A 19,925-nucleotide genomic window follows, 5' to 3' on the forward strand; every position below is an offset into this window, starting at 1 on the left:
CGATGATCACACTAGCACCACCGGAACCGGCGGGAAACGCCTCTCCACCGGATCCACCCATCCGGCGGTGAAACTGATGACGGGAGCGCCAGCATGAGCCTGACGACCAGCCACTTCGTGCCCTTCGACAGGGAGGACGTCTGGGACTGGCACACGCGTAACGGCGCCGTCGTACGCCTGTCTCCCCCGTTCGCCCCCATGACCCCGGTCAGGGAGGCCACACGACTCTCCGACGGTACGACCGTGTTCAGTCTCCCCGCCGGCCTGAAATGGGTCGCCAGACACGATCTGTCGGGGTACCGCCGGGGGCACCGGTTCACGGATGTCTGTGTCTCGGCCCCACTCCGCGCCCTGGCCAACTGGCGCCACGTCCACACCTTCGCCGACGCACCCGGCGGCACCGTCATCACGGACGAGGTCTCCACGCGGGTGCCCGGTTCCACCTTGACCGGGCTGTTCGCCTACCGGCAGCACCAGTTGTTCGAGGACCTCAAATTCCTGGGGCGCCTGTCCGCCCACACCTCCCGGGAGCTCCTGGACGACGACGGCCACCCGCGGCCACTGACGATAGCCGTCACCGGTTCGGGAGGCACCGTGGGCCGTGCGCTGTGTGCCCAACTCGGTACCGCCGGGCACACCGTCATCAGACTCCGCCGGGGAAATGTGCGGGGCGGGGATGACGCGCGCCAGTGGAATCCCGCCGACCCGGACCCGGATCTGCTGCGTGGGGTCGACGTCCTCGTCCATCTCGCGGGTGAACCACTGCTCGGCCGGTTCACCGAAAGCCACAAACGCTCGATCCGGGAGTCCAGGACGGTACCGACGAGGTACCTCGCCGAACTCGTCGCCGCCTCCCCCACCTGCCGAACCATGGTCTGCGCCTCGGCCATCGGTTTCTACGGCCACGATCGCGGTGACGAACTGCTCACCGACGCGTCCGCTCCGGGAGAGGGATTCCTCGCCGAGGTGTGCCGGGAGTGGGAAAGTGCGTGCCAGCCCGCCACCGACGCCGGGAAGCGGGTCGCCAACATCCGGACCGGGGTCGTGCTCGCCGGCACCGGCGGGGTCCTCCCCCTGTTGAAGGTCCTGTTCTCCGCGGGCCTCGGCGGAAAGTTCGGTGACGGATCGATCTGGTTCAGCTGGATCTCCCTCGACGACCTCACGGACATCTACTGCCGGGCCATCGTCGACTCCGCGCTCAGTGGACCGATCAACGCCACCGCGCCTAACCCCGTCCGCAACGCCGAGATGACCGGTGCACTCGCCAGCGAACTCAACCGTCCGGCGTTCCTCCAGATCCCGGCACTCGGGCCGAAGCTCCTCCTCGGCAGTGAGGGAGCCGAACAGATCGCCCTGGCAAACCAGCGGGTCACCCCCACGATCCTCGAGTCACTGGGACACACGTTCCGCCACCGGACGATCGACCTCGCGCTCGCCCACGAGCTCGGCGGCGAGGAACTGCTCGGCTCCACCGGATCCGCACCGTAACCCGCCACGGAGGTCGACCGCACCGGGTACCCGCGGCCACACCCCCTCCCCCGGTATCATGTGGTGAGACGGGTGCGCGTTTCCGCACCACCCCCATTTCGTCAGCAACACGAGGAGCTCTGCGCCACCGTGAACGACAACGACAACATCCCGACTCCGGTCGATCTCGACCGGGTCACCGACATCCTCGACTCCCAGGACCTGAAGTGGCTGTGGGACGAGGAGTCGCCGGACATCCTCCGCACCGGCTTCCCCAACGCCGCCTTCGCCTTCTTCATCCGTGAGGACAAGATCCTCGCGGATGCCGTGTGGCGGGGTACTCCCCCTCGGGAGCGCGCCCCGGAGATACTCGCGGCCGTCAACGAATGGAACCTCACCCAGATCACCCCGATCCTGCACTTCTCGGAGTCCCCGGACGGAACCCTCTCCCTGCACGCGCACCGACGGCTCCTGGCCAGCGAGGGCGCGACCCGAAATCAGGTCGGGGCCTTCACGATGTCCACCCTCGAACTGACCGTGAACTGCTTCAACTGGCTCGGCTCACAGTTCCCCGATCTCGTCACCTGGCAGGAGCACAACCATGAGTAAAGACACCGAGAACACCGCGACCCCGCTCTCCGACGACCGCTCCGGGGTCGGCCCCGTCACCTTCGATGACGTCCGCGACGTCATGCGTGGCTTCGGTGTCGAACTGGCCATGTCGGATGAACCGACCATCGCGGGAGCGAACCTCAACGGCACCCAGGTGACCTTCGCCATCATCGGCGGAGGGGTCCTGCTCATACGCGCCGACGTCCCCACAGGAGACGACCCCACAGCGGGGGATCCGACGCTGTTCCTCGCCGCCAACCGGTTCAACGCCCTGAGTTTCGATGTGAAGGCGACCGCCGTCGACCGGACCGAGGAGCTCATTCTCCGGACCGAGAGCGAAACCCTCCTCGCGGCGGGGATGACAGGTCCGCAGCTCACCGCCGCCGTACGCGCCGGCGTCGATGTCGTGCTCGCGGCGCAGCAGGCGTTGACCGAGATCACCACCTCGATCCGCGACACCGCACAGGGTCAGCCCTCCTCCGGGGCGTGACCGACCACTGTTTCCCGACACCCCCGAAGGCCCATAGAACCGTGAACCCCATCCTCGAGACCGTCTCCCGCGTCCTCACCTCCCTAGGACAGGTCGTGCACCGCGGCGACGACCGCCTCACGATCGAAACCGACGCGTGGGTCCTCACGTTCGCGGTCTCGGACGGCGATTCGCTCATCGCCTCGGGCATGTGGAAACGACTCACCACGATGGAGGATTCCGCCGCCGTCGTGGATCTGGTCCAGGCGTGGTACACCCGCGGCTGGGACATCCCGTCCGCCGGCTACAACACCGACATCGCCCCCGGGCACATCGTCCTCGTGTCGTCCGCGGCGCTCATGTGCGCGGACCGCATCGGCGAGGAGACGGTCGCCGGTTTCACCCGCTACGCGCTCGACGGCACCCGGGAGCTGATGGGCCATGCGGAGGAGGCGCTGCCGGGCGGAGTACCGGCGAAGCCGGCGTTCGACGTGATCCCGGCCGCCGACACGACCACGGGATCCGGACCCGGAATCGATCCGTCCCACCTGCACGTCGTGTTGTCCGGACTCGAGGGGACCGCGGTCGGTATGACCCACGGAACAGCCCGTCGCGGGCCGGTGTCGTGCACCATCTCGGCGGCGGATCACTCCCCGTGGTACCGGATCGAGGGCCGGTGGCCGACGGACCTCCCCGTCGATGACCCGAACCTGCTCACCATGACCCTGCACATCTGCAACGAATTCACGGTCTCCGCAGCCGGCCCCGTCATCGACTTCGTCGCGTCCCGCGGCCAGATCGTGCTCAAGGCGACGGCCCTGGTCTTCTGCCCCGGTCAACTCGACGATGATGTCCTGGCGGAGACCCTCGACCGTAAGCTCCGCTGGATTCAGGCCGGACTTCATCACGTGTCGGATCGACTGCAGGCTCCCGCCGTGTGCCCGCTCCCCTGAGAATCAGCTCTCCGCGAGGCGCCGTTTCTCCTCCTCAACGTCGAAATCGGGCTCGGGCCACTCCAGATCCATGGACCGGAGTGCATCGAGCAGCAGGTACTTCACCACCATCCGCGCGTAGGGCTTGTTGTCCCCCGGTACGCAGTACCAGGGGGCGAAATCGGTCGAGGTCCGGCGCAGGGCGATCTCGTAGGCTTCCTGGTACTCCTCCCAGTAGCCCCGTTCCGTCACGTCGCCGGGATTGTACTTCCAGTGCTTGTCGGCGCGTTCCAGTCGTTCTTCGAGGTTCTCCCGCTGGAACTCCGGACTGATGTGGAGCATGACCTTGATGATCCGGACACCGGATTCGGCGAGCTCCCGCTCGAACTCCACGATCGCACCGTAGCGACGCTCGATCTCTTCCGCCGACGACAGCCCGTGGACACGGTGGATGAGCACATCCTCGTAATGGGAGCGGTCGAATACGCCGATGCGCCCGGGGCGGGGCAGCTTCTTCCGTATCCGCCAGAGGAAGTCGTGTGCGAGCTCCTCCTCGGTCGGCTTCCCGAAGGCGGCCAGGTCCACGCCCTGCGGGTCGACGATCCCGAGCACGTGCCGGACCACGCCGCCTTTTCCGGCGGTGTCCATGCCCTGGAGAACGAGCAGCACGGCACCGGCCGTCTCCGCGGATGCCCTGCCGTTGGCGTAGAGCATCTCCTGGAGCTCCGAGAGCTCGTCGTCGATCTCGGAGAACTCCTTTTCCAGTTTGTTCTTGTCGCCCTTGAAGTTCGGGGTCGATCCGGGATCGACGTCCGCGATCCTGAAGTCGGCTCCGATCCGGAGTTCTGCTGCGTCATTCGTGCTGAAATTTGCCATGCCGCCATGGTAGCCGGAACAACGCGAACTCCCCGGCACCCGTGTACGGGTGCCGGGGAGTTCAATCGCTCGTCGCGGTATCAGCCGGTCACATCGGGGTGTGGTCCGGGTTTTCCGTTTCAGTGGTGCCACCGGCCCCTGAGTTCGGCTGATCGGACTCGTATCCGCCGTCCTCGGTGTCTGCGGAGTCCTCCGACTCGGGTTCATCGACGTCGAGGAAGTCCGGCGCCTCCGGTTCCGGTTCCCCGGCCCGAAGGGTGTCCAGGTTCCCGGCCACCGCATCGAGCACCGCGTTGACGTAGGCCTGCGCAGTGTCCGAGGAGTAGTCTCCGGTGAGCCGGACCGCCTCATCGATGGCGGCCACGGGGGGAACCTCCGGGTTGAAGAGCAGTTCCCAGACGGCGACCCGCAGGATCGCCCGCTCCACGCCAGGGAGTCGGCCGAACGTCCAGTCCTCGACGAGGTACCTCGCGATCGTATCGTCCACGAGGTCCAGCTCGTAGGCCGTTCCCTCGACTATTCTCCGGGTGTAGTCCGCGATCGGCGCGACGTCCGGCTGCGGGAGCCGCGACAGCTCCACGCGGTCCTCGACGATCGCGACGGGATCGACGTCGCGGGCCTCAGCCTCGAAGAGGATGTCCACGGCACGGCGACGCGCGCGGAAACGGGCGCCGCGACGCTTGTGCGGCGGACGTCGACCGGCGTCGCCTCGGTTGTCTTTGTCAGTCACAGCTTGATCGGCCCCGGCGATCAGTTGTTGACGCGGGAGAGGTAGGAGCCGTTGCGGGTGTCCACCTTGAGGACGTTGCCGGTCTCGATGAACAGCGGGACCTGGATCTCTGCCCCGCTCTCGAGCGTGGCGGGCTTGGTGCCACCGGTGGAGCGGTCACCCTGCAGGCCCGGGTCGGTGTGCTCGACCTTGAGCTCGACGGCGATCGGGAGCTCCACGAAGAGCGGTTCACCCTCGTGGAACGAGACCTGGACGGTCATGTTCTCGAGGAGGAACTTCGCGCCGTCACCCATGAGGTGGTCGCCGACCTCGATCTGCTCGAACGTTTTGGCGTCCATCAGCACGTAGGAGGTTCCGTCGTGGTAGAGGTAGGTCATGTCGCGGCGGTCGACCGTCGCTGTCTCGACCTTGACACCGGCGTTGAAGGTCTTGTCCACAACCTTGCCCGAGACGACATCCTTGAGCTTGGTCCGCACGAATGCGGGCCCCTTGCCCGGCTTGACGTGCTGGAACTCGACGATCTGCTGCAGCTTGTTGTCGATCTTGAGCACAAGACCGTTCTTGAAGTCGGCGGTGGTTGCCACTCGTTGCTCTCCCTCGGATGTTGCGGTGCGGGAGCTCGCCCGGTGGTTCCGGGTCTCCCGCTGGTACGGCGTATCAGCTTACATCACGCCCCGGATCAGATCACCTGCAGGTCCTTGGGTAGACGGGTGATCACTTCCGGTGCACCTGCGGTGATGATGAGGGTGTCCTCGATCCGGACACCGCCGCGGCCCGGAACGTAGATCCCCGGCTCAATGGTCAGGGTCATCCCCTCCCGCAGTTCCCCGGAGCCGTTCGCCGACGCCATCGGGGGTTCATGGACGTCCAGGCCGATTCCGTGTCCGGTCGAGTGCACGAAGTAGTCGCCGTACCCGGCTTCCGTGATGATGTCGCGGCAGACGGCGTCGATGTCACGGAGCGGGGTTCCCGGAATGGCGGCCTCCACGCCCGCGGCCTGGGCACGGTGCACGATGGTGTAGATCTCCTCCGTGAATTCGGTGGTGTGTCCCATTATGTAGGTGCGGGTGCAGTCCGAGTTGAATCCCCGGTCGTGCGCACCGAAGTCGATCGTCACGAGATCTCCGGCCTCGATGACCCGGTCCCCGGCGCCGTGATGGGGTTTGGCCGAGTTCGGCCCGGAGGCGACGATCGTGTCGAAGCTGACGCGCTCGGCCCCGAGCATCCGCATGCGGTACTCGAGATCCGCGGCGACCTGACGTTCTGTCCGTCCGACAGCGAGTTCCCCGGCGTCCAGCACCTGCGCGAGGGCCTGTGACGCGAGCTCCGCGACGCCGGTGAGACGCTCGAGCTCGAGCTGGTCCTTGGTCAACCGGAGATCCTCGATCAGACCGGTGACGGGGACGAGCTGGACGTCCTCCCCGCAGGCGTCCGTCAGGCGATCGAGATGCGCCACCGTGACATGCGAGGCCTCGAAGCCGACCCGCCGTGGACCGGTGACCTCACGGAGGAGCTCGACGCCGACATCCCGCGCCTTCAGGCACTCGATGTCCGGGACCTCCTCCGCGATCTGGGTGGTGTAGCGACCGTCCGTCGCGATCCGGGCGGACAGGTCCTTCGACAGCAGCACCGCACCATTCGATCCGGAGAAACCGGAGAGATAGCGCACGTGGGTCAGGTCGGTGACGAGCATCGAATCGATGCGTCGCCCCGCCATGTCGGCGGCCAGTGCCCGCCGCCGGTTCGAGAATCGGGTATCAGCGAAAAAAGCCACAATGTCACCGTGCCTAACATGGTTGCGGGGTCGGCGGTCGCCCCCGGTTGAACAACCCGAGGCGGGCGCCGTCACGACGTTCTTTGAACATAGGTTAACCCGTGCGCCCGTTCACCGACCGCTCGGGCGGGCGAATGTTGTTAACGGGGGTGCCGTACCTGCCGTACCGCGAACGAGGGCAGGGCCATTGAGGAGCCGGAGATTCGGCACCCGGTCCCCCGGCGGGTCCGCCCCGGCCTTCTTCCGGGCACGGAGGGACGTCCACCGGGCTACGCGGCCAGCTTCCGGAGCGCGAAGGAGTATCCGTCCGTACCAAGTCCGGCGATCACGCCACGCGCGATCGGGGAGAGATAGGAGTGGCCCCGGAACGCTTCACGGGCGTGGACGTTCGATATGTGGACCTCGATGAAGCCGGCACCGTCGGCGACCTCGGCGAGTGCGTCGCGTAGCGCCACAGAGGTATGGGTCAAGCCTCCGGGGTTGATGATGACCGAATTTCCGGCATCGGCCGATTCGTGTATCCAGTCGATCAACTGCCCTTCCCAGTTCGACTGCCGGCACCGCACCGTGACGCCGAGCTCCTCCGCCAGGGTGGTGAGCTGCCGCTCCACGTCCCCGAGGGTCGTCGAACCGTAGATCTCCGGCTGGCGCTTCCCCAACCGGTCGAGGTTGGGGCCGTTGTAGACGTCTATGGTGCGCATGGAGACGATACTAGCCACTGATCGCTGCGTACGCGGCACGGAGACTGTCCGTAGACGGGCCCTCGAGCCGGATCGTCGAGCCCACGTCCGTGAGCGCGACGAAGCGGATGTGACCGTCCCGGTTCTTCTTGTCCCGGCTCATCCCGGCGTGGAGCTCGTCGAAGCATCCGGGGACGTAGGTGGTGGGCAGACCCACGGACGAGAGGATGCGGCGGTGCCTGTCCACCAGGTCGGTGTCGATGTGCCCCAGTTCGCGGCTCAGTTCGGCGATGAACATCATGCCGACGGCCACGGCGCGCCCGTGCCGCCAGGCGAAGTGCTCGCGCAGCTCGACGGCGTGCCCGAAGGTGTGCCCGTAGTTGAGGATCTCCCGCAGCCCGGCCTCCTGGAGGTCCTCCGACACGACCCGCGCCTTCACGGCGACCGACCGGGCGATGAGTTCGGGCAGGTGCCCGTCGGCCCGCAGGCACGCCTCCGGATCCGACTCGTACCGGGCGAGGATCTCGGGGTCCGCGATGAACCCGGTCTTGATGACCTCCGCACTCCCGGCGACGATCTCGTCGGCGGGGAGAGTACCCAGGCGGTCGAGGTCGACGAACACCGCAGCCGGCTCGTGGAAGCAGCCGACGAGGTTCTTCCCCGCGGCCGTGTTGATCCCCGTCTTTCCGCCGACCGCGGCGTCGACCATCGCGAGCAGCGTCGTCGGGACCTGGATCACCGGCACGCCGCGCATCCAGGTGGCGGCAATGAATCCCGCGAGGTCGGTGGCGGCACCGCCGCCGAGGCCGATGACGACGTCCCGACGTCCGATTCCCGCGCGGCCGAGTGCGTCCCAGCATTCCCCGGCGCTGTCCAGGGTCTTCCCCGCCTCCGCGTCCGGTATGACGTGCCGGACGACCTCGAGCCCGGCCGTCGAGAGGGCCGCCGTCAGTCCCTCCGCCACTGCACTGAGAGCCCCCTGGTGGAGGATGGCTGCCTTCCGTGCGCCGGGTAGCTCCGAGGCGAACTCCGCGATAGTGCCGTACAGACCATGGCCGATCCTGACGGTGTACGGGCAGGGACCGGTGACGGCGATGGTCGATTCAAAGGATCCGGAGGTGCTCACTGTGGTGCCTTTCGCGGTGGATACGTGAAGGTGCGGGTGGGGGTGTGCCTAGACCTCGGAGTCGAGGTAGCCCAGGACGTCGGCGACCACCTGCTGTGGGGTACGTTCGTCGGTTCGGGCACGGAAACTCGCGACCTCGCGGTAGAACTCGCGGCGGCCGTCGAGGAGTTCCGTATAGCGTGCGAGCGCGTCGTCGCCGTCGAGCACCGGACGGTTCCCGCCCGCCGTGCGGCGAACCCCCTCCTCCGCCGACACGTCGAGCCAGATGACCTCGTGCTGGTCGAGCAGTTCCCTGGTCGAGCGTGTGACGACCGCACCGCCGCCCAGGCTGACGACCCCGTTGTGGGCCAGCGCCTCCTCCACTGTCCTTGCCTCGAGTTCACGGAAGGACTCCTCGCCCAGCTCCGCGTAGATGTCACCACAGGGTTTCCCCTGCTCCAGCTCCATCATCTGGTCGGTGTCGATGACCGTCGTATTCAGTGCACTGGCCAGTCTGCGACCGATGGTGGATTTCCCGGCGCCGGGTGGACCGACGAGTACGACACGGGGTTTGGACATCAGTTATCGAACTCCAGACGCTCGGAGACACGGGACAGGTAGCTGGTGATGTTGCGGGAGGTCTCGCCGAGGCTGTCGCCCCCGAACTTGGCGAGAACAGCCCTGGCAAGGACAAGTGCGACCATCGCCTCAGCGACGACACCCGCAGCCGGGACCGCGCAGACGTCACTGCGCTGGTGGATGGCGCTGGCGGCCGCCCCGCTCGTCATGTCAACGGTCTTCAACGCGCGCGGAACGGTGGAGATCGGCTTCATCGCGGCCCGGACCACGAGGGGCTGGCCGTTGGTCATTCCGCCCTCGATCCCACCGGCTCTGTTCGTCGTTCGGGTGACCCCGTCGTCGGTCCGGATCATCTCGTCGTGCGCGACGGAACCGCGGCGCCGGGCCTCGGCGAATCCGTCTCCGATCTCCACGCCCTTGATGGCCTGGATCCCCATGAGAGCCGCGGCGAGCTGGGCGTCGAGGCGGTCCTCCCCCGAGATGTGGCTCCCCAGTCCGACGGGTAGCCCGTGGACGACGACCTCGACGACGCCACCGAGGGTGTCACCGGACTTCTTGGCGGCCTCGATCTCGGCGATCATCGACTCCTCGGCCTCGGCGCTGAAGGCACGCACCGGTGATTCGTCGATGGCGTCGAGGTCACTGAACGCCGGAACCGGTGCACCGTCGACGACCTTCGAGTCACCGATGGAGATGACGTGCGAGATCACCTCCACGCCGAGTGTCTCGCGGAGGAAGCTCCGTGCCAGGGTCGCAGCGGCGACCCGGGACGCGGTTTCCCGGGCGGAGGCGCGCTCCAGTACGGGCCGGGCCTCATCGAAGTCGTACTTGAGCATCCCCGCGAAGTCGGCGTGCCCGGGGCGGGGTCGGGTCAGTTTCGCCCCACGCCCGGAGTCCATCGCACGTGCGACCTCGTCGTCGTCGAGATCCACCGGGTCAGCGGACATGATCGTCGTCCACTTCGGCCACTCGGTGTTCCCGATCATGATCGCCACCGGGCCACCGATCGTCCGCCCGTGGCGGACGCCGGTGAGCATCGTCACCTCATCGGCCTCGAACTTCATCCGGGCCCCGCGACCGTAGCCCAGTCGACGGCGGGCGAGTTGGGTGGAGATCTGATCAGTCGTCAGTGGGACCCCCGCGGGCATGTGCTCCACCAGTGCGATGAGAGCCTGACCGTGGGATTCCCCTGCTGTAGTCCATCGAAGCATGCGCTCATTCTTCCATGCTTTCGGTTCGCCCGGACACGAGGGTCCCGGAAGTGGCACCGGTCACGGCCCGGCTCCACCGGAAACCGCGGCGACAACCACGACGAGAGTGCCCACGACCATGGCGGGACCGTGCGGAATCGAACAACGCCGGGAGACGGTGAGAACCACCGAGGTGAGTATCCCGGCCACCGCGGCCGCGAGCAGACCTCCCGTGGTTCCGGCGATCGCCGTCGCGAGGAATCCCAGTGGTACAGCCAGTTTGACGTCCCCGCCGCCGATGCCGCCGCGGGTCACCTCCGCCAGAACCAGGTAGCTGAGGAACCACCCGAGACCGGGTAGGACACCAGCGGGAGACACCCAGCAGGTCACCAGGACCGCCGACGCCGCCGGGGGCAGGGTCAGACCGTCGGGGAGCCTGCTGTGCCGGACGTCGTGGCAGACGAGGAGAAACGCCCAGGCCGCGAGCACAGGAATCGAGAACAGCAGGGTCATTCACGGGAATCTAGCTTCCCGGGTCCAAGGCCCCGTCGGCGGTGCGGAACACCTGTGGACTACCGGGCCGACGCCTCAGAAAATCGAACCCGCGAACATCACGACACCGAAGATCAGCAACGGGAGTACGGCCAGGTGGTAGCACGCGAAGGTGACCGTCATCCAGACCGGTGGCCGGTTCGTGTCTAATCTCTCCAGGTGCCGGGCGTAGACGACGGCATTGACGACCAGCGCGATCGTGGCGAGAGTCAGATAGCTCAGCTCCGCGAAGGGGCGTTCCGGGGGGTTGAACCCGGAGAGGAACACCACCAGGGGGTAACCGGCCGGAACGAGCAGTGCGACGAGGAGATGTCCGAACCAGGGATTCTCTTTGCCGGGTCGCCCGGGACTCATGCCCCGCAACTCCGATCGCGGAGTGCGGCGGTCAGTGCCGCACGCATGGCGTCCCGGGGCGCAGGCTTCCCGGTGAACTGCTCGAACTGGCTCAGTGCCTGGCCCGCGAGCATCACATCTCCGCCGACCACGGGAACACCGTTGTCCGCTGCCGCCCGGGCCAGTGGTGTCGGCCACGGATCGTAGATGACGTCCAGCACGGGAACACGTGCGAGATCGTCCTCCATCCCGGCGAGTGCCGCCGAGGGAACCGTCGAGATCACCACCGCGGCACCGGTCACGGCCGTTGCGGCCCGTTCGGGGTCGGAAACCGTCCAGCGGACGTCGATCCCGAGGGTATCTGCGAGAGGTGCCAGCTCCGCGCTGCGATCGGACCGGTTGATCACGGTCACCGCACGGAAACCCGCGCGACCCAGCGCCCACAGCGCGGGTCGCGCGGTACCCCCGGCTCCGACGAGCACGGCACGGTCTCCGGCGGCGGGGTTCCCGACGCCCAGTTCCCCGAGCGCGGCCGACACCCCCTCACAGTCCGTGTTGTCGGCACGCCAGCCGCCCGGAATCCGGACGAGGGTGTTCGCGGATCCTATGGCGCGTGCTCGGTGGGTGACTTCCCGAGCCACGGCGAGGGCAGCGAACTTCCCCGGCATCGTCACCGAGAACCCGGCGAACTCAGCCGGGGCGTCAGCCACGATCCACGGGAGGTCCTCGGCACCGCAGTCGATCCGGGTGTACGCCCAGTCGTCGAGGCCGACGGCGCGGTATCCGGCCGCGTGGATGACGGGCGAGAGGCTGTGTTCGACCGGCCGGCCGAGAACAGCGGCCCGATGCCGAATCAGATCACTCACGTGGGGTTTTCCTTTCACGGTGACGGCCGTACCCGGGTGGTCGATCGGACCCCGTGGCCGGTACAGTTCCCCCGCCGACGGGGTGTGTCAGCGGTTCGAGTCGAGGACACCGTTGTCCACCGACTGCTGGGTGTCCCGCAGGTGGTCCTCGAAGGTGTCGTTGAATACGGTTGTTCCGTCGCTGTCGATGGTGACGAAGAAGAGCCAGTTGCCGTCGGCCGGATTCTCCATGGCCTCGATGGCCTCGATAGACGGGGCGGCGATCGGGGTCTGCGGCAATCCGTCCATGGCGTACGTGTTCCACGGGGTCTTCCGGGCGCGGTCCTCGTCGGTGGTCGCCACCTCGACGTCCGTGAGGTCGTAGTTGACCGTCGAATCAAACTCGAGGCGCATCGGCTCAGCCAGCCGGTTGAGAATGACCCGCGCGACCTTGTCGAAGTCACCGGCGGGAGCCTCCCGCTCCACCAGCGACGCGGCCGTGAGCAGCTCATAGGGGGTGAGGTTCATGGCGCCGGCGCGATCGACGATTCCGGTGGAGTTGTACTCGTCGGTACCCGCACTGACCAGTTCCCGCAGGATGCCGGTGGCGTCCTGCTCCGGATTGATCACGTAGCTTCCCGGGGTGATCAGACCCTCGAGACGTTTGGGGTCACCTTCCCGCCCGCGAACCTGCTCCAGGGCCCATTCCGGGGCCCCCAGTTCCGCGGGATCGGTGGTTGCCGCGACCCGCTCCAGTTCCTCCGTGCTGACACAGTTCGGTGATCCCGCGGTGCAGGTGACCGCGGCGATCTTCGTGTAGATGCCGGGTCGGGTCTCGCCGCCGATGACCCGCACATCCATGAGGGTGGCCCCTCCCGGGATCTCCAGCATCTCAACCTTGTTGGCGGGATCCACGAGGGCTGCGACCGCAGCTACAGCACTCATCTCCCCCTGGAGCCGGTAGAAGCCGGGCTGTACCCGGGCCGCATCCGGGTTCGCACCGGCCGCGGCCTGGAAGGCGCCGTTCGACTTGACGATTCCCTTCTCGACGAGCTCCGGGCCGAGTGCCGATACCGACGACCCCTCCTCGATCTGAACCAGTTGCACGATCTCGTTTCCGGTGCCGTTGAAGTCCGGTGGCCTGTTGGAACCGCTGCGGGATCCCACGATGTACACGACCGTCCCGATGATGATGAGAACACTGGCGATGACGATGGCCATGCCGTACTGCCGACGACGAACGTACCTGGGTTCCATGCGGCGACCCCTGGGGCCACGTCCGGAGCGTGCTCTGTTCATCTATGAACCGTCCTCAACGTCGGTGGCCGACAGGGCGTTAGCCCGGGCGTCGAGCCAGGATTGGAGAATCTCGACGGCAGCAGCCTGGTCAATCACGCTGCGTCCGTTCTTGGTGGTGCGCCCGGACATGTGCAGTGCCCTGGTCGCGAGTACTGAGGTCAACCGCTCGTCGGCGAGCCGGACCGGGATCCTTCTGCCCTGGTCGTCCCACCCGGTCAGTCGCCGGTTGATGCGGAAGGCGAACTCTTTCGCGTGCCTGACGGACGCGGAACCGTTGGCGTGGAGGTCCCGGGGCAGTCCGATCACGACCTCGACGACACCGTACCCGGTGATGAGTTCGATGAGCCGGTCGATGTCGGCGCCGTCCCGGTCCTTCAGCCCGGTTACCCGGGGAACCGTCTCCACCGGAGTCGCCAGCATCCCGTCGGTGTCGGAGACGGCGACGCCGATCCGCACGGTTCCGACATCGATTCCCAGCCGCCGTCCCCTACCGGGGTCGTCGGCACCGGGTTTGTCTGGCTGTATGGGCATGTCGCGGTTTCATCCTTTGTCTGGGGGTGCCGTCACCGGGACGCCGACACCGGCGTGTGGGTGTCCCGGTGACCGTGTGGTCCGGCCGGGCACCGTAACTCTCCACGCACCGACCGTAACAGACCCGTTACCACGGTGTCGGGGATACGTACCCGCCAAATCTATAGCATCTATAGCATTTGCCCCTCGACGGGTCGACACCGACGGGAGCGGGCGGGCGTGTCCCGTCGCCGGCACGCCAGACTTCCAGACCCCGGTTTTCGGGGTACGCCGCTCCAACCGGTACGGGTCTACCCCACGGGCACCGTCACCGGTTGCGGAGGTCGTCCTCCACGGCCCGGAAGCCCGCGTCGATACCGGAGGCGTCCGAGCCCGACCCCTGTGCCATGTCCGGCTTGCCGCCACCGCGACCACCGACCGGCCCGCCGAACACCCTGATGAGATCACCGGCACGGACACCGCGTTCCACGGCGCCGCCTGTCGCCGCAACCAGGAACGGAACCTTGCCGCGGTCGTCCGCCGTGGCGAGTACGATCACCGCGGGTTCCGCTCCTATACGGTTCTTGAGGTCGGTCGCGACCGTCCGCAGGTCGCCGCCCGCGGTACCCTCCGGAAGGCGCGCGGTGAGCAGGGTGAAGTCACCGACCTGGCGGGCCTGCTTCAGGTAGTCGGCGGTGGCGGCCGCGAGCTGCCTGCGGTGCAGCGCCGCGATCTCCTTCTCCGCCGCCTTCAGCTTCTCGGTGAGTTGCGCGATCCGGTCCGGCAGCTCGTCGCTGGGCGCCTTCAGGGAGGTCGCGAGGCCTTCCACGAGGGCGCGCTCACGGGACAGGTACCGGAACGAATCCAGGCCCGAGTAGGCCTCGATCCGCCGGACGCCGGAGCCGACCGACGCCTCACCGAGGACCGACACCGGTCCGATCTGGGAGGAGTGGGCGACATGGGTGCCGCCGCAGAGCTCCATCGAGAACGGTCCGCCGATCTCGACGACGCGGACCCGGTCGCCGTAGTTCTCGCCGAACAGGGCCAGCGCCCCCATGGCCTTGGCCTCGTCAAGGCTCGTCTCGAAGGTGTTGACCGCCCAGTCGGCGTCCACCGCCTGGTTGGTGATGGTCTCGATCTCGGTGAGCTGCTCCGGGGTGAGCGCCCGCGCGGAGTTGAAGTCGAAACGGAGGTAGCCCGGCTTGTTCATCGAGCCGGCCTGGACGGCGTTCGGCCCGAGGACCTGACGCAGGGCGGCGTGGATGAGGTGGGTACCGGAGTGCGCCTGTCGGGCGGCGTGCCGCCAGCCTTCGTCTACGGAGGCCAGTGCCTGTTCGCCGACGCCGATCTCCCCGTTCTCGACGGTGGCCTTGTGCACCCAGAGTTTCTTGCCGATCTTCTGGACGTCGTTGACGCGCAGCCTGGTGTCGCCGAGGGTGATCGCGCCCCGGTCGCCGAGCTGTCCGCCGGCCTCCGCGTACATGGGCGTGATGTCGAGGATCACCTCGACGTCCGTGCCCTCGGCCGCACGGGTGACGGTCGCACCGCCCTGCAGCAGACCAAGAACCCGGCCCTCGGCCTTGAGGTTGTCGTAGCCCACGAACACCGTGGGGTGTTCGTCGACGAACTCCCGGTAGACGGAGAGATCGGCGTGACCGTGCTTCTTGGCGCGGCTGTCGGCCTTCGCGCGGTCCCGCTGTTCCGCCATGAGGGCGTCGAATCCGGCGCGATCGACCTCGAGACCGGCTTCAGCGGCCATCTCCATCGTCAGGTCGATCGGGAAACCGTAGGTGTCGTGCAGTGCGAAGGCCTGGTCACCGGCCAACGTCTTCGCACCCGACGAACGGACGCTCTCCGCTGCGCGCTCGAACAGGTGGGTACCCGACTCCAGTGTCCGGAGGAAGGCCTTCTCCTCGGTCACCGCGGTGTCGAGGATCCGGCCCCGGGAATCCGCGATCTCCGGGTAGGACGGTGTCATCGTGTCCATGATGGTGGCGATGAATCGTTCCATCGTCTCGCCCGTGGCACCGAGCAGCCGCGCGGAACGGATGATCCGGCGCAGCAGACGGCGCAGGATGTAACCGCGTCCCTCGTTGCCCGGGGTGACGCCGTCGAGGATCAGCATCATCGCGGTACGGGAGTGGTCGGCGATGACCCGGAAGCGGATGTCATCGGCGTGCTTCGCCCCGTAGGTCGCGCCCGTCAGCTGCTCCGCGACATCGATCACGGGCCGCAGGAGATCGGTCTCGTAGACGTTCTCGACGCCCTGCAGCAGGCAGGCGACGCGCTCGATGCCGAGGCCGGTGTCGATGTTCTTCTTCGGCAGCGGGCCGAGGATCTCGAAGTTGTCCTTGCCGATTCCCTCGCCGCGCTCGTTCTGCATGAAGACGAGGTTCCAGATCTCCATGTAGCGGTTGTCGTCGGCCTCCGGGCCACCGTCGGCGCCGTACTCCGGACCGCGGTCGTAGTAGATCTCCGAGCAGGGACCGCAGGGGCCGGGGATTCCCATGGACCAGTAGTTGTCCGCCATGCCGAGCCGCTGGATGCGTTCCTTCGGCAGTCCGATCTTCTTCTCCCAGATGTCCGCCGCCTCATCGTCGTCGAGGTAGACGGTGACCCACAGGCGGTCGGGATCCATCCCGAAGCCACCGTCCGCGACGGAACCGGTGAGCAGGTTCCACGCGTGAGTGATCGCACCCTCCTTGAAGTACTGGCCGAAGGAGAAGTTACCCGCCATCTGGAAGAAGGTGTTGTGCCGGGTCGTGATACCGACCTCCTCGATGTCCAGGGTGCGGACGCACTTCTGGATCGAGGTCGCGGTACCGGATGCGAAGGGCGGATTCTGCTGCCCCAGGAAGTACGGCTTGAACGGCACCATCCCCGCGTTGACGAACAGGAGGTTGGGGTCGTCGAGGATCAACGGGGCGCTGGGCACCTCGACGTGTCCAGCTTTGACGAAGTGCGCGATGAAGCGCTCCCGGATCTCGTGGGTCTGCACGGTTCTAGAGTCCTCGCTGTCGTGTTTCGGGATCGGTCCCGGACAACCTTACCCGCTCCGTCCACACCTTCCGGCCCCACCCCGGGGTCCGTCCGAAGCCTGCGGATTCACCTGCGGCCCCGGGACCGGGACGTGCGCGACGGTCAGTGTCGCCGGATCACTTCCGGTTGCCGCGGATGATCCGGCGCAGGCGCCCGACGACGTCCCCGAGCCGCTGTTCGCCACCATGCCCGGTGGGAAGGTAGTAGCACGCGTCAGCCAACGAATCCGGGAGATACTGCTGATCCAGGATGCCTCGGGGATCATCGTGCGGATAGCGGTAGCCGACGGCGTTGCCGAGCTTCTTCGCCCCGGCGTAGTGACCGTCCCGTAGATGCGGCGGAACGTGCCCCGATCTGCCTTCCCGCACGTCGTGCAGTGCCGCGTCGATCGCCGTGATCACGGCGTTGGACTTGGGGGACGTCGCCAGATGGATCGTCGCCTGGGCGAGGGCGAGACGTGCCTCGGGCAGCCCGATCAGCGCCACCGTCTGTGCAGCGGCGACCGCCATCGGGAGAGCTCCGGGGTCGGCCATCCCGATGTCCTCGGAGGCGAGGATCACCAGGCGCCGGGCGATGAACCTGGGGTCCTCCCCTGCCTCGATCATCCGGGCGAGGTAGTGGAGCGCGGCATCGACGTCAGAACCACGCACCGACTTGATGAACGCGCTGGTGACGTCGTAGTGCTGGTCGCCGTCGCGGTCGTAGCGGACGATGGCCCGGTCGACGTTCTCCCGCACCGTCTCGACGATCAGTTCACCGCCGTCGGGCACCGCCTCCGCGGCGGCCTCCGTGTAGGTCAGTGCCCGGCGGGCGTCACCGCCGGCGAGCGCGACCAGCTGGTCGACGGCCTCGTCGGTGGCTGTGACGCGCCCACCGAGACCACGCTCGTCGACGAGCGCCCGCCGGACCACCGTCGCGACATCGTCGTCGCCCAGGGGATGCAGCTGGAGGATGAGTGACCGGGACAGCAGTGGCGCAACGACCGAGAAGGACGGGTTCTCCGTCGTCGCCGCGACCAACAGGACGATCCGGTTCTCGACGGCACCGAGAAGTGCATCCTGCTGGGTCTTCGAGAATCTGTGCACCTCGTCTATGAACAGCACAGTCGGGCGCCCGTCGATGAGGTCCCGGCGGGCACGGTCGATGACGGTACGGACCTCCTTGACACCCGCGTTGAGCGCCGACAACCCGACGAAGCGGCGTTCCGTTTCGGCGCTCACGAGAGATGCGATCGTGGTCTTGCCGGTACCCGGTGGCCCGTAGAGGATGACCGACGCGGCCCCGGAACCGTCGACGAGTCGGCGCAGTGGTTTGCCGGGGCCGAGTATGTGTTCCTGCCCGACGACCTCATCGAGTGATCTGGGGCGCATCCTCGCGGCGAGCGGCGCGTGATCCCCGGGGTGGAAGTAGCCGGTACCGTTGTCGCCGTCACCGCCGTCATCGTCTCCGCCGGGAAACAGCGTGGCCTGTGCCATGGAGGGTGAGTCTTCCTTACTTTTCGAATGAGCCGACGGACCGCCCCTCGGGGTCGGTCCGTCGGCTGGGACTGCGTCAGCTCCGGTTCAGTGCATCCAGTCGTTCGACCACTGCCGCAGCGAAACGGTGGACATCCGGGAATCGGGGATCCTGCCCACGTTCAGCGTAGTGGGCCAGGGCAGTGAACGTCTCGTGGAGATCATCGCGGGCCAGTCCGCTGTTCTCCGAGATGTCACCCAGGACGTCGGCCAGGACGTCATAGCCGTCATCGATCCCCGCGGCGTCCGCGGTTGCCGCGGCCTCCACCTCGGGGCCCGGGACATCGACGTCCCGGGCCTCGGCCCGTCCACCGTACTCGCTGATCACCTGGTTCATCGAGCCGTAGTAGAGGTAGCAGACGCTCGACATCGCCCACCCGACCATCGCCGTGACGATCCTGGCCTGCAGGCGGGCCTCGTTGGTAACGTTGGGCCAGATCTCCCGGACCTCTTCTACCCACGACTCCGTGAGCGCGTCCACCTCGTCATCGGTGATAGGGCGGGTGAAGAGGAACTGCGGGAATCCGGCGATGACGCAGGCGATGTCGAAGGTCGCGTCGCGGTACCCGGCCCACTCGTAGTCGAGGAACTGGGTGCGGTCCGCGAGGATGATGTTGTCCGGAGACAGATCGAACGGGGTGAACGCGCGGTGTCTTCCGCTGACCAGCCGCCGCTTCGCGTCGGATGCGAAATATCGCACGGTCGTCGGAATATCGATTCCCGCGGCTTCAAGGAGCTCCAGGCCCCGGTCGATCGAGGCGGGGATGCCCCGCTCCCGGGCGTACTGGAGTTCCTCCGTATCGGGGTAGGCACGTAACATCCGTTTCAGGAGGATATCGAAGCCGGCCTCACGGTCCGCGGTACCGGCGTGCATCCTGCCGATGGCGCGTCCCAGATTCCGGATCAGCGGCAGTCGTTTGTCCCCCTCGGCGTCGGCCAACAGGTCGGCGTAGGTCTGTCCATCCCCGGAATCGCTGATGACCAGGATCCTGCGGTCGATGTCGTACGCGAGCAGCACCGGGCCCGGACGGACGTCCGCGGGCAGGGACGTGGTGAATTGATAGGACACGACCTCGCGGATCAGAGCCGCATCGTCGATTCTCTCCCCTGTCGGGGGCGTGTACTTGAGGACGACCGACCGCTGCTGGAGGAACGGCGATACAGCGACACGGGCACGGAGCACCACCGCGTTCCCGGATCCGCCGAGCGATTCAACGTCCCCGAGTTTCTGGCTTCCTCCGAAACGTTCGGACAACAGCTCCTGGGCAACCTCGACGATCTCTTCGGTCGCGAGCATGGAAAACTCCTTCATGGTTCATTCGCCGGGCAACCGGCGTGGCGAGAACGTGCGCGCACGCGTCGTAACGCCCTCGTTACTCCCCCTCACTGTATCCCGTGGGAGGAATCTCCGTGGTTCAT

At 67.0% G+C, this 19,925-nt stretch carries 20 protein-coding genes; 4 read left to right on the forward strand and 16 right to left on the reverse strand.

Annotated features, from left to right (window positions below):
* Positions 1-93 precede the first annotated feature (93 nt).
* The 4 genes from JDV75_RS04235 to JDV75_RS04250 all read left to right on the forward strand — a co-directional run bounded on the left by JDV75_RS04235 (position 94) and on the right by JDV75_RS04250 (position 3,501).
* Positions 94-1,488, forward strand: a complete 1,395-nt coding sequence (locus JDV75_RS04235) for a TIGR01777 family oxidoreductase (RefSeq protein ID WP_198737998.1) — start codon at positions 94-96, stop codon at positions 1,486-1,488.
* Between the two features lie 129 nt (positions 1,489-1,617).
* Positions 1,618-2,076 carry a YbjN domain-containing protein gene (locus tag JDV75_RS04240; RefSeq protein WP_198737999.1) on the forward strand — a complete coding sequence of 153 codons (459 nt, stop codon included), beginning with the start codon at positions 1,618-1,620 and terminating at the stop codon, positions 2,074-2,076.
* Positions 2,069-2,569 (forward strand): YbjN domain-containing protein, encoded by a 501-nt coding sequence (locus tag JDV75_RS04245; protein ID WP_198738000.1) that lies wholly within the window; start codon positions 2,069-2,071, stop codon positions 2,567-2,569. Before JDV75_RS04240 ends, JDV75_RS04245 begins: the two co-directional genes overlap by 8 nt.
* 41 nt (positions 2,570-2,610) lie before the next feature.
* Positions 2,611-3,501 carry a hypothetical protein gene (locus JDV75_RS04250; RefSeq protein WP_198738001.1) on the forward strand — a complete coding sequence of 297 codons (891 nt, stop codon included), beginning with the start codon at positions 2,611-2,613 and terminating at the stop codon, positions 3,499-3,501.
* 3 nt (positions 3,502-3,504) lie between these two features.
* On the opposite strand, the gene JDV75_RS04255 is transcribed toward JDV75_RS04250, so the two are convergent.
* From JDV75_RS04255 to JDV75_RS04330, 16 genes are all read right to left on the reverse strand, one after another.
* Positions 3,505-4,356, reverse strand: a complete 852-nt coding sequence (locus tag JDV75_RS04255; RefSeq protein ID WP_198738002.1) for a PPK2 family polyphosphate kinase — start codon at positions 4,354-4,356, stop codon at positions 3,505-3,507.
* Between the two features lie 88 nt (positions 4,357-4,444).
* Positions 4,445-5,086, reverse strand: coding sequence for a transcription antitermination factor NusB (nusB, locus tag JDV75_RS12195; protein ID WP_198738003.1), 642 nt, complete (start codon positions 5,084-5,086; stop codon positions 4,445-4,447).
* 20 nt (positions 5,087-5,106) lie between these two features.
* Positions 5,107-5,670, reverse strand: coding sequence for an elongation factor P (efp, locus tag JDV75_RS04265; RefSeq protein ID WP_198735991.1), 564 nt, complete (start codon positions 5,668-5,670; stop codon positions 5,107-5,109).
* Between the two features lie 95 nt (positions 5,671-5,765).
* Positions 5,766-6,860, reverse strand: coding sequence for a M24 family metallopeptidase (locus JDV75_RS04270; protein WP_336244294.1), 1,095 nt, complete (start codon positions 6,858-6,860; stop codon positions 5,766-5,768).
* A gap of 269 nt (positions 6,861-7,129) precedes the next feature.
* Positions 7,130-7,561, reverse strand: a complete 432-nt coding sequence (gene aroQ, locus JDV75_RS04275) for a type II 3-dehydroquinate dehydratase (protein WP_198738004.1) — start codon at positions 7,559-7,561, stop codon at positions 7,130-7,132.
* Between the two features lie 10 nt (positions 7,562-7,571).
* Positions 7,572-8,666 (reverse strand): 3-dehydroquinate synthase, encoded by a 1,095-nt coding sequence (aroB, locus tag JDV75_RS04280; RefSeq protein WP_198738005.1) that lies wholly within the window; start codon positions 8,664-8,666, stop codon positions 7,572-7,574.
* 48 nt (positions 8,667-8,714) lie between these two features.
* Positions 8,715-9,224, reverse strand: coding sequence for a shikimate kinase (locus tag JDV75_RS04285; protein ID WP_198738006.1), 510 nt, complete (start codon positions 9,222-9,224; stop codon positions 8,715-8,717).
* A complete protein-coding gene (gene aroC / locus JDV75_RS04290) occupies positions 9,224-10,435 on the reverse strand; it encodes a chorismate synthase (protein WP_198738007.1) in 1,212 nt (403 codons plus the stop codon). Before aroC ends, JDV75_RS04285 begins: the two co-directional genes overlap by 1 nt.
* 60 nt (positions 10,436-10,495) lie before the next feature.
* A complete protein-coding gene (locus JDV75_RS04295; RefSeq protein ID WP_198738008.1) occupies positions 10,496-10,927 on the reverse strand; it encodes a prepilin peptidase in 432 nt (143 codons plus the stop codon).
* 75 nt (positions 10,928-11,002) lie between these two features.
* Positions 11,003-11,320 (reverse strand): hypothetical protein, encoded by a 318-nt coding sequence (locus JDV75_RS04300; protein ID WP_198738009.1) that lies wholly within the window; start codon positions 11,318-11,320, stop codon positions 11,003-11,005.
* Positions 11,317-12,165 carry a shikimate dehydrogenase gene (locus tag JDV75_RS04305; RefSeq protein WP_198738010.1) on the reverse strand — a complete coding sequence of 283 codons (849 nt, stop codon included), beginning with the start codon at positions 12,163-12,165 and terminating at the stop codon, positions 11,317-11,319. The genes JDV75_RS04300 and JDV75_RS04305 overlap by 4 nt, the downstream gene beginning before the upstream one ends.
* Before the next feature lie 87 nt (positions 12,166-12,252).
* Entirely contained in the window at positions 12,253-13,443 is a 1,191-nt protein-coding gene (gene mltG / locus JDV75_RS04310) for an endolytic transglycosylase MltG (protein WP_198738011.1), read from the reverse strand.
* Entirely contained in the window at positions 13,444-13,974 is a 531-nt protein-coding gene (gene ruvX / locus JDV75_RS04315) for a Holliday junction resolvase RuvX (protein ID WP_198738012.1), read from the reverse strand.
* A 307-nt stretch (positions 13,975-14,281) separates the two neighbouring features.
* Complete coding sequence (gene alaS / locus JDV75_RS04320; protein ID WP_198738013.1) at positions 14,282-16,951, reverse strand: alanine--tRNA ligase; 2,670 nt, start codon at positions 16,949-16,951, stop codon at positions 14,282-14,284.
* 157 nt (positions 16,952-17,108) lie between these two features.
* Positions 17,109-18,467 (reverse strand): replication-associated recombination protein A, encoded by a 1,359-nt coding sequence (locus tag JDV75_RS04325; protein ID WP_198738014.1) that lies wholly within the window; start codon positions 18,465-18,467, stop codon positions 17,109-17,111.
* Positions 18,468-18,543: 76 nt separating this feature from the next.
* On the reverse strand, positions 18,544-19,803 hold the full coding sequence (locus tag JDV75_RS04330) for a phosphotransferase family protein (protein WP_198738015.1): 1,260 nt from the start codon (positions 19,801-19,803) through the stop codon (positions 18,544-18,546).
* Positions 19,804-19,925 lie beyond the last annotated feature (122 nt).

This window comes from Corynebacterium meridianum, from assembly GCF_016342265.1.
GTDB classification, from domain to species: domain Bacteria; phylum Actinomycetota; class Actinomycetes; order Mycobacteriales; family Mycobacteriaceae; genus Corynebacterium; species Corynebacterium meridianum.

What these genes read in the sequence shown, in the direction of transcription:
- JDV75_RS04235 (WP_198737998.1), top strand. Translation starts at nt 94, where the DNA reads ATGAGCCTGACGACCAGCCACTTCGTGCCCTTCGACAGGGAGGACGTC.
- ruvX (WP_198738012.1), bottom strand. Translation starts at nt 13,974, where the DNA reads ATGCCCATACAGCCAGACAAACCCGGTGCCGACGACCCCGGTAGGGGA.
- aroQ (WP_198738004.1), bottom strand. Translation starts at nt 7,561, where the DNA reads ATGCGCACCATAGACGTCTACAACGGCCCCAACCTCGACCGGTTGGGG.
- JDV75_RS04255 (WP_198738002.1), bottom strand. Translation starts at nt 4,356, where the DNA reads ATGGCAAATTTCAGCACGAATGACGCAGCAGAACTCCGGATCGGAGCC.
- mltG (WP_198738011.1), bottom strand. Translation starts at nt 13,443, where the DNA reads ATGAACAGAGCACGCTCCGGACGTGGCCCCAGGGGTCGCCGCATGGAA.
- JDV75_RS04300 (WP_198738009.1), bottom strand. Translation starts at nt 11,320, where the DNA reads ATGAGTCCCGGGCGACCCGGCAAAGAGAATCCCTGGTTCGGACATCTC.
- JDV75_RS04325 (WP_198738014.1), bottom strand. Translation starts at nt 18,467, where the DNA reads ATGGCACAGGCCACGCTGTTTCCCGGCGGAGACGATGACGGCGGTGAC.
- JDV75_RS04245 (WP_198738000.1), top strand. Translation starts at nt 2,069, where the DNA reads ATGAGTAAAGACACCGAGAACACCGCGACCCCGCTCTCCGACGACCGC.
- JDV75_RS04295 (WP_198738008.1), bottom strand. Translation starts at nt 10,927, where the DNA reads ATGACCCTGCTGTTCTCGATTCCTGTGCTCGCGGCCTGGGCGTTTCTC.
- JDV75_RS04330 (WP_198738015.1), bottom strand. Translation starts at nt 19,803, where the DNA reads ATGCTCGCGACCGAAGAGATCGTCGAGGTTGCCCAGGAGCTGTTGTCC.
- JDV75_RS04285 (WP_198738006.1), bottom strand. Translation starts at nt 9,224, where the DNA reads ATGTCCAAACCCCGTGTCGTACTCGTCGGTCCACCCGGCGCCGGGAAA.
- aroC (WP_198738007.1), bottom strand. Translation starts at nt 10,435, where the DNA reads ATGCTTCGATGGACTACAGCAGGGGAATCCCACGGTCAGGCTCTCATC.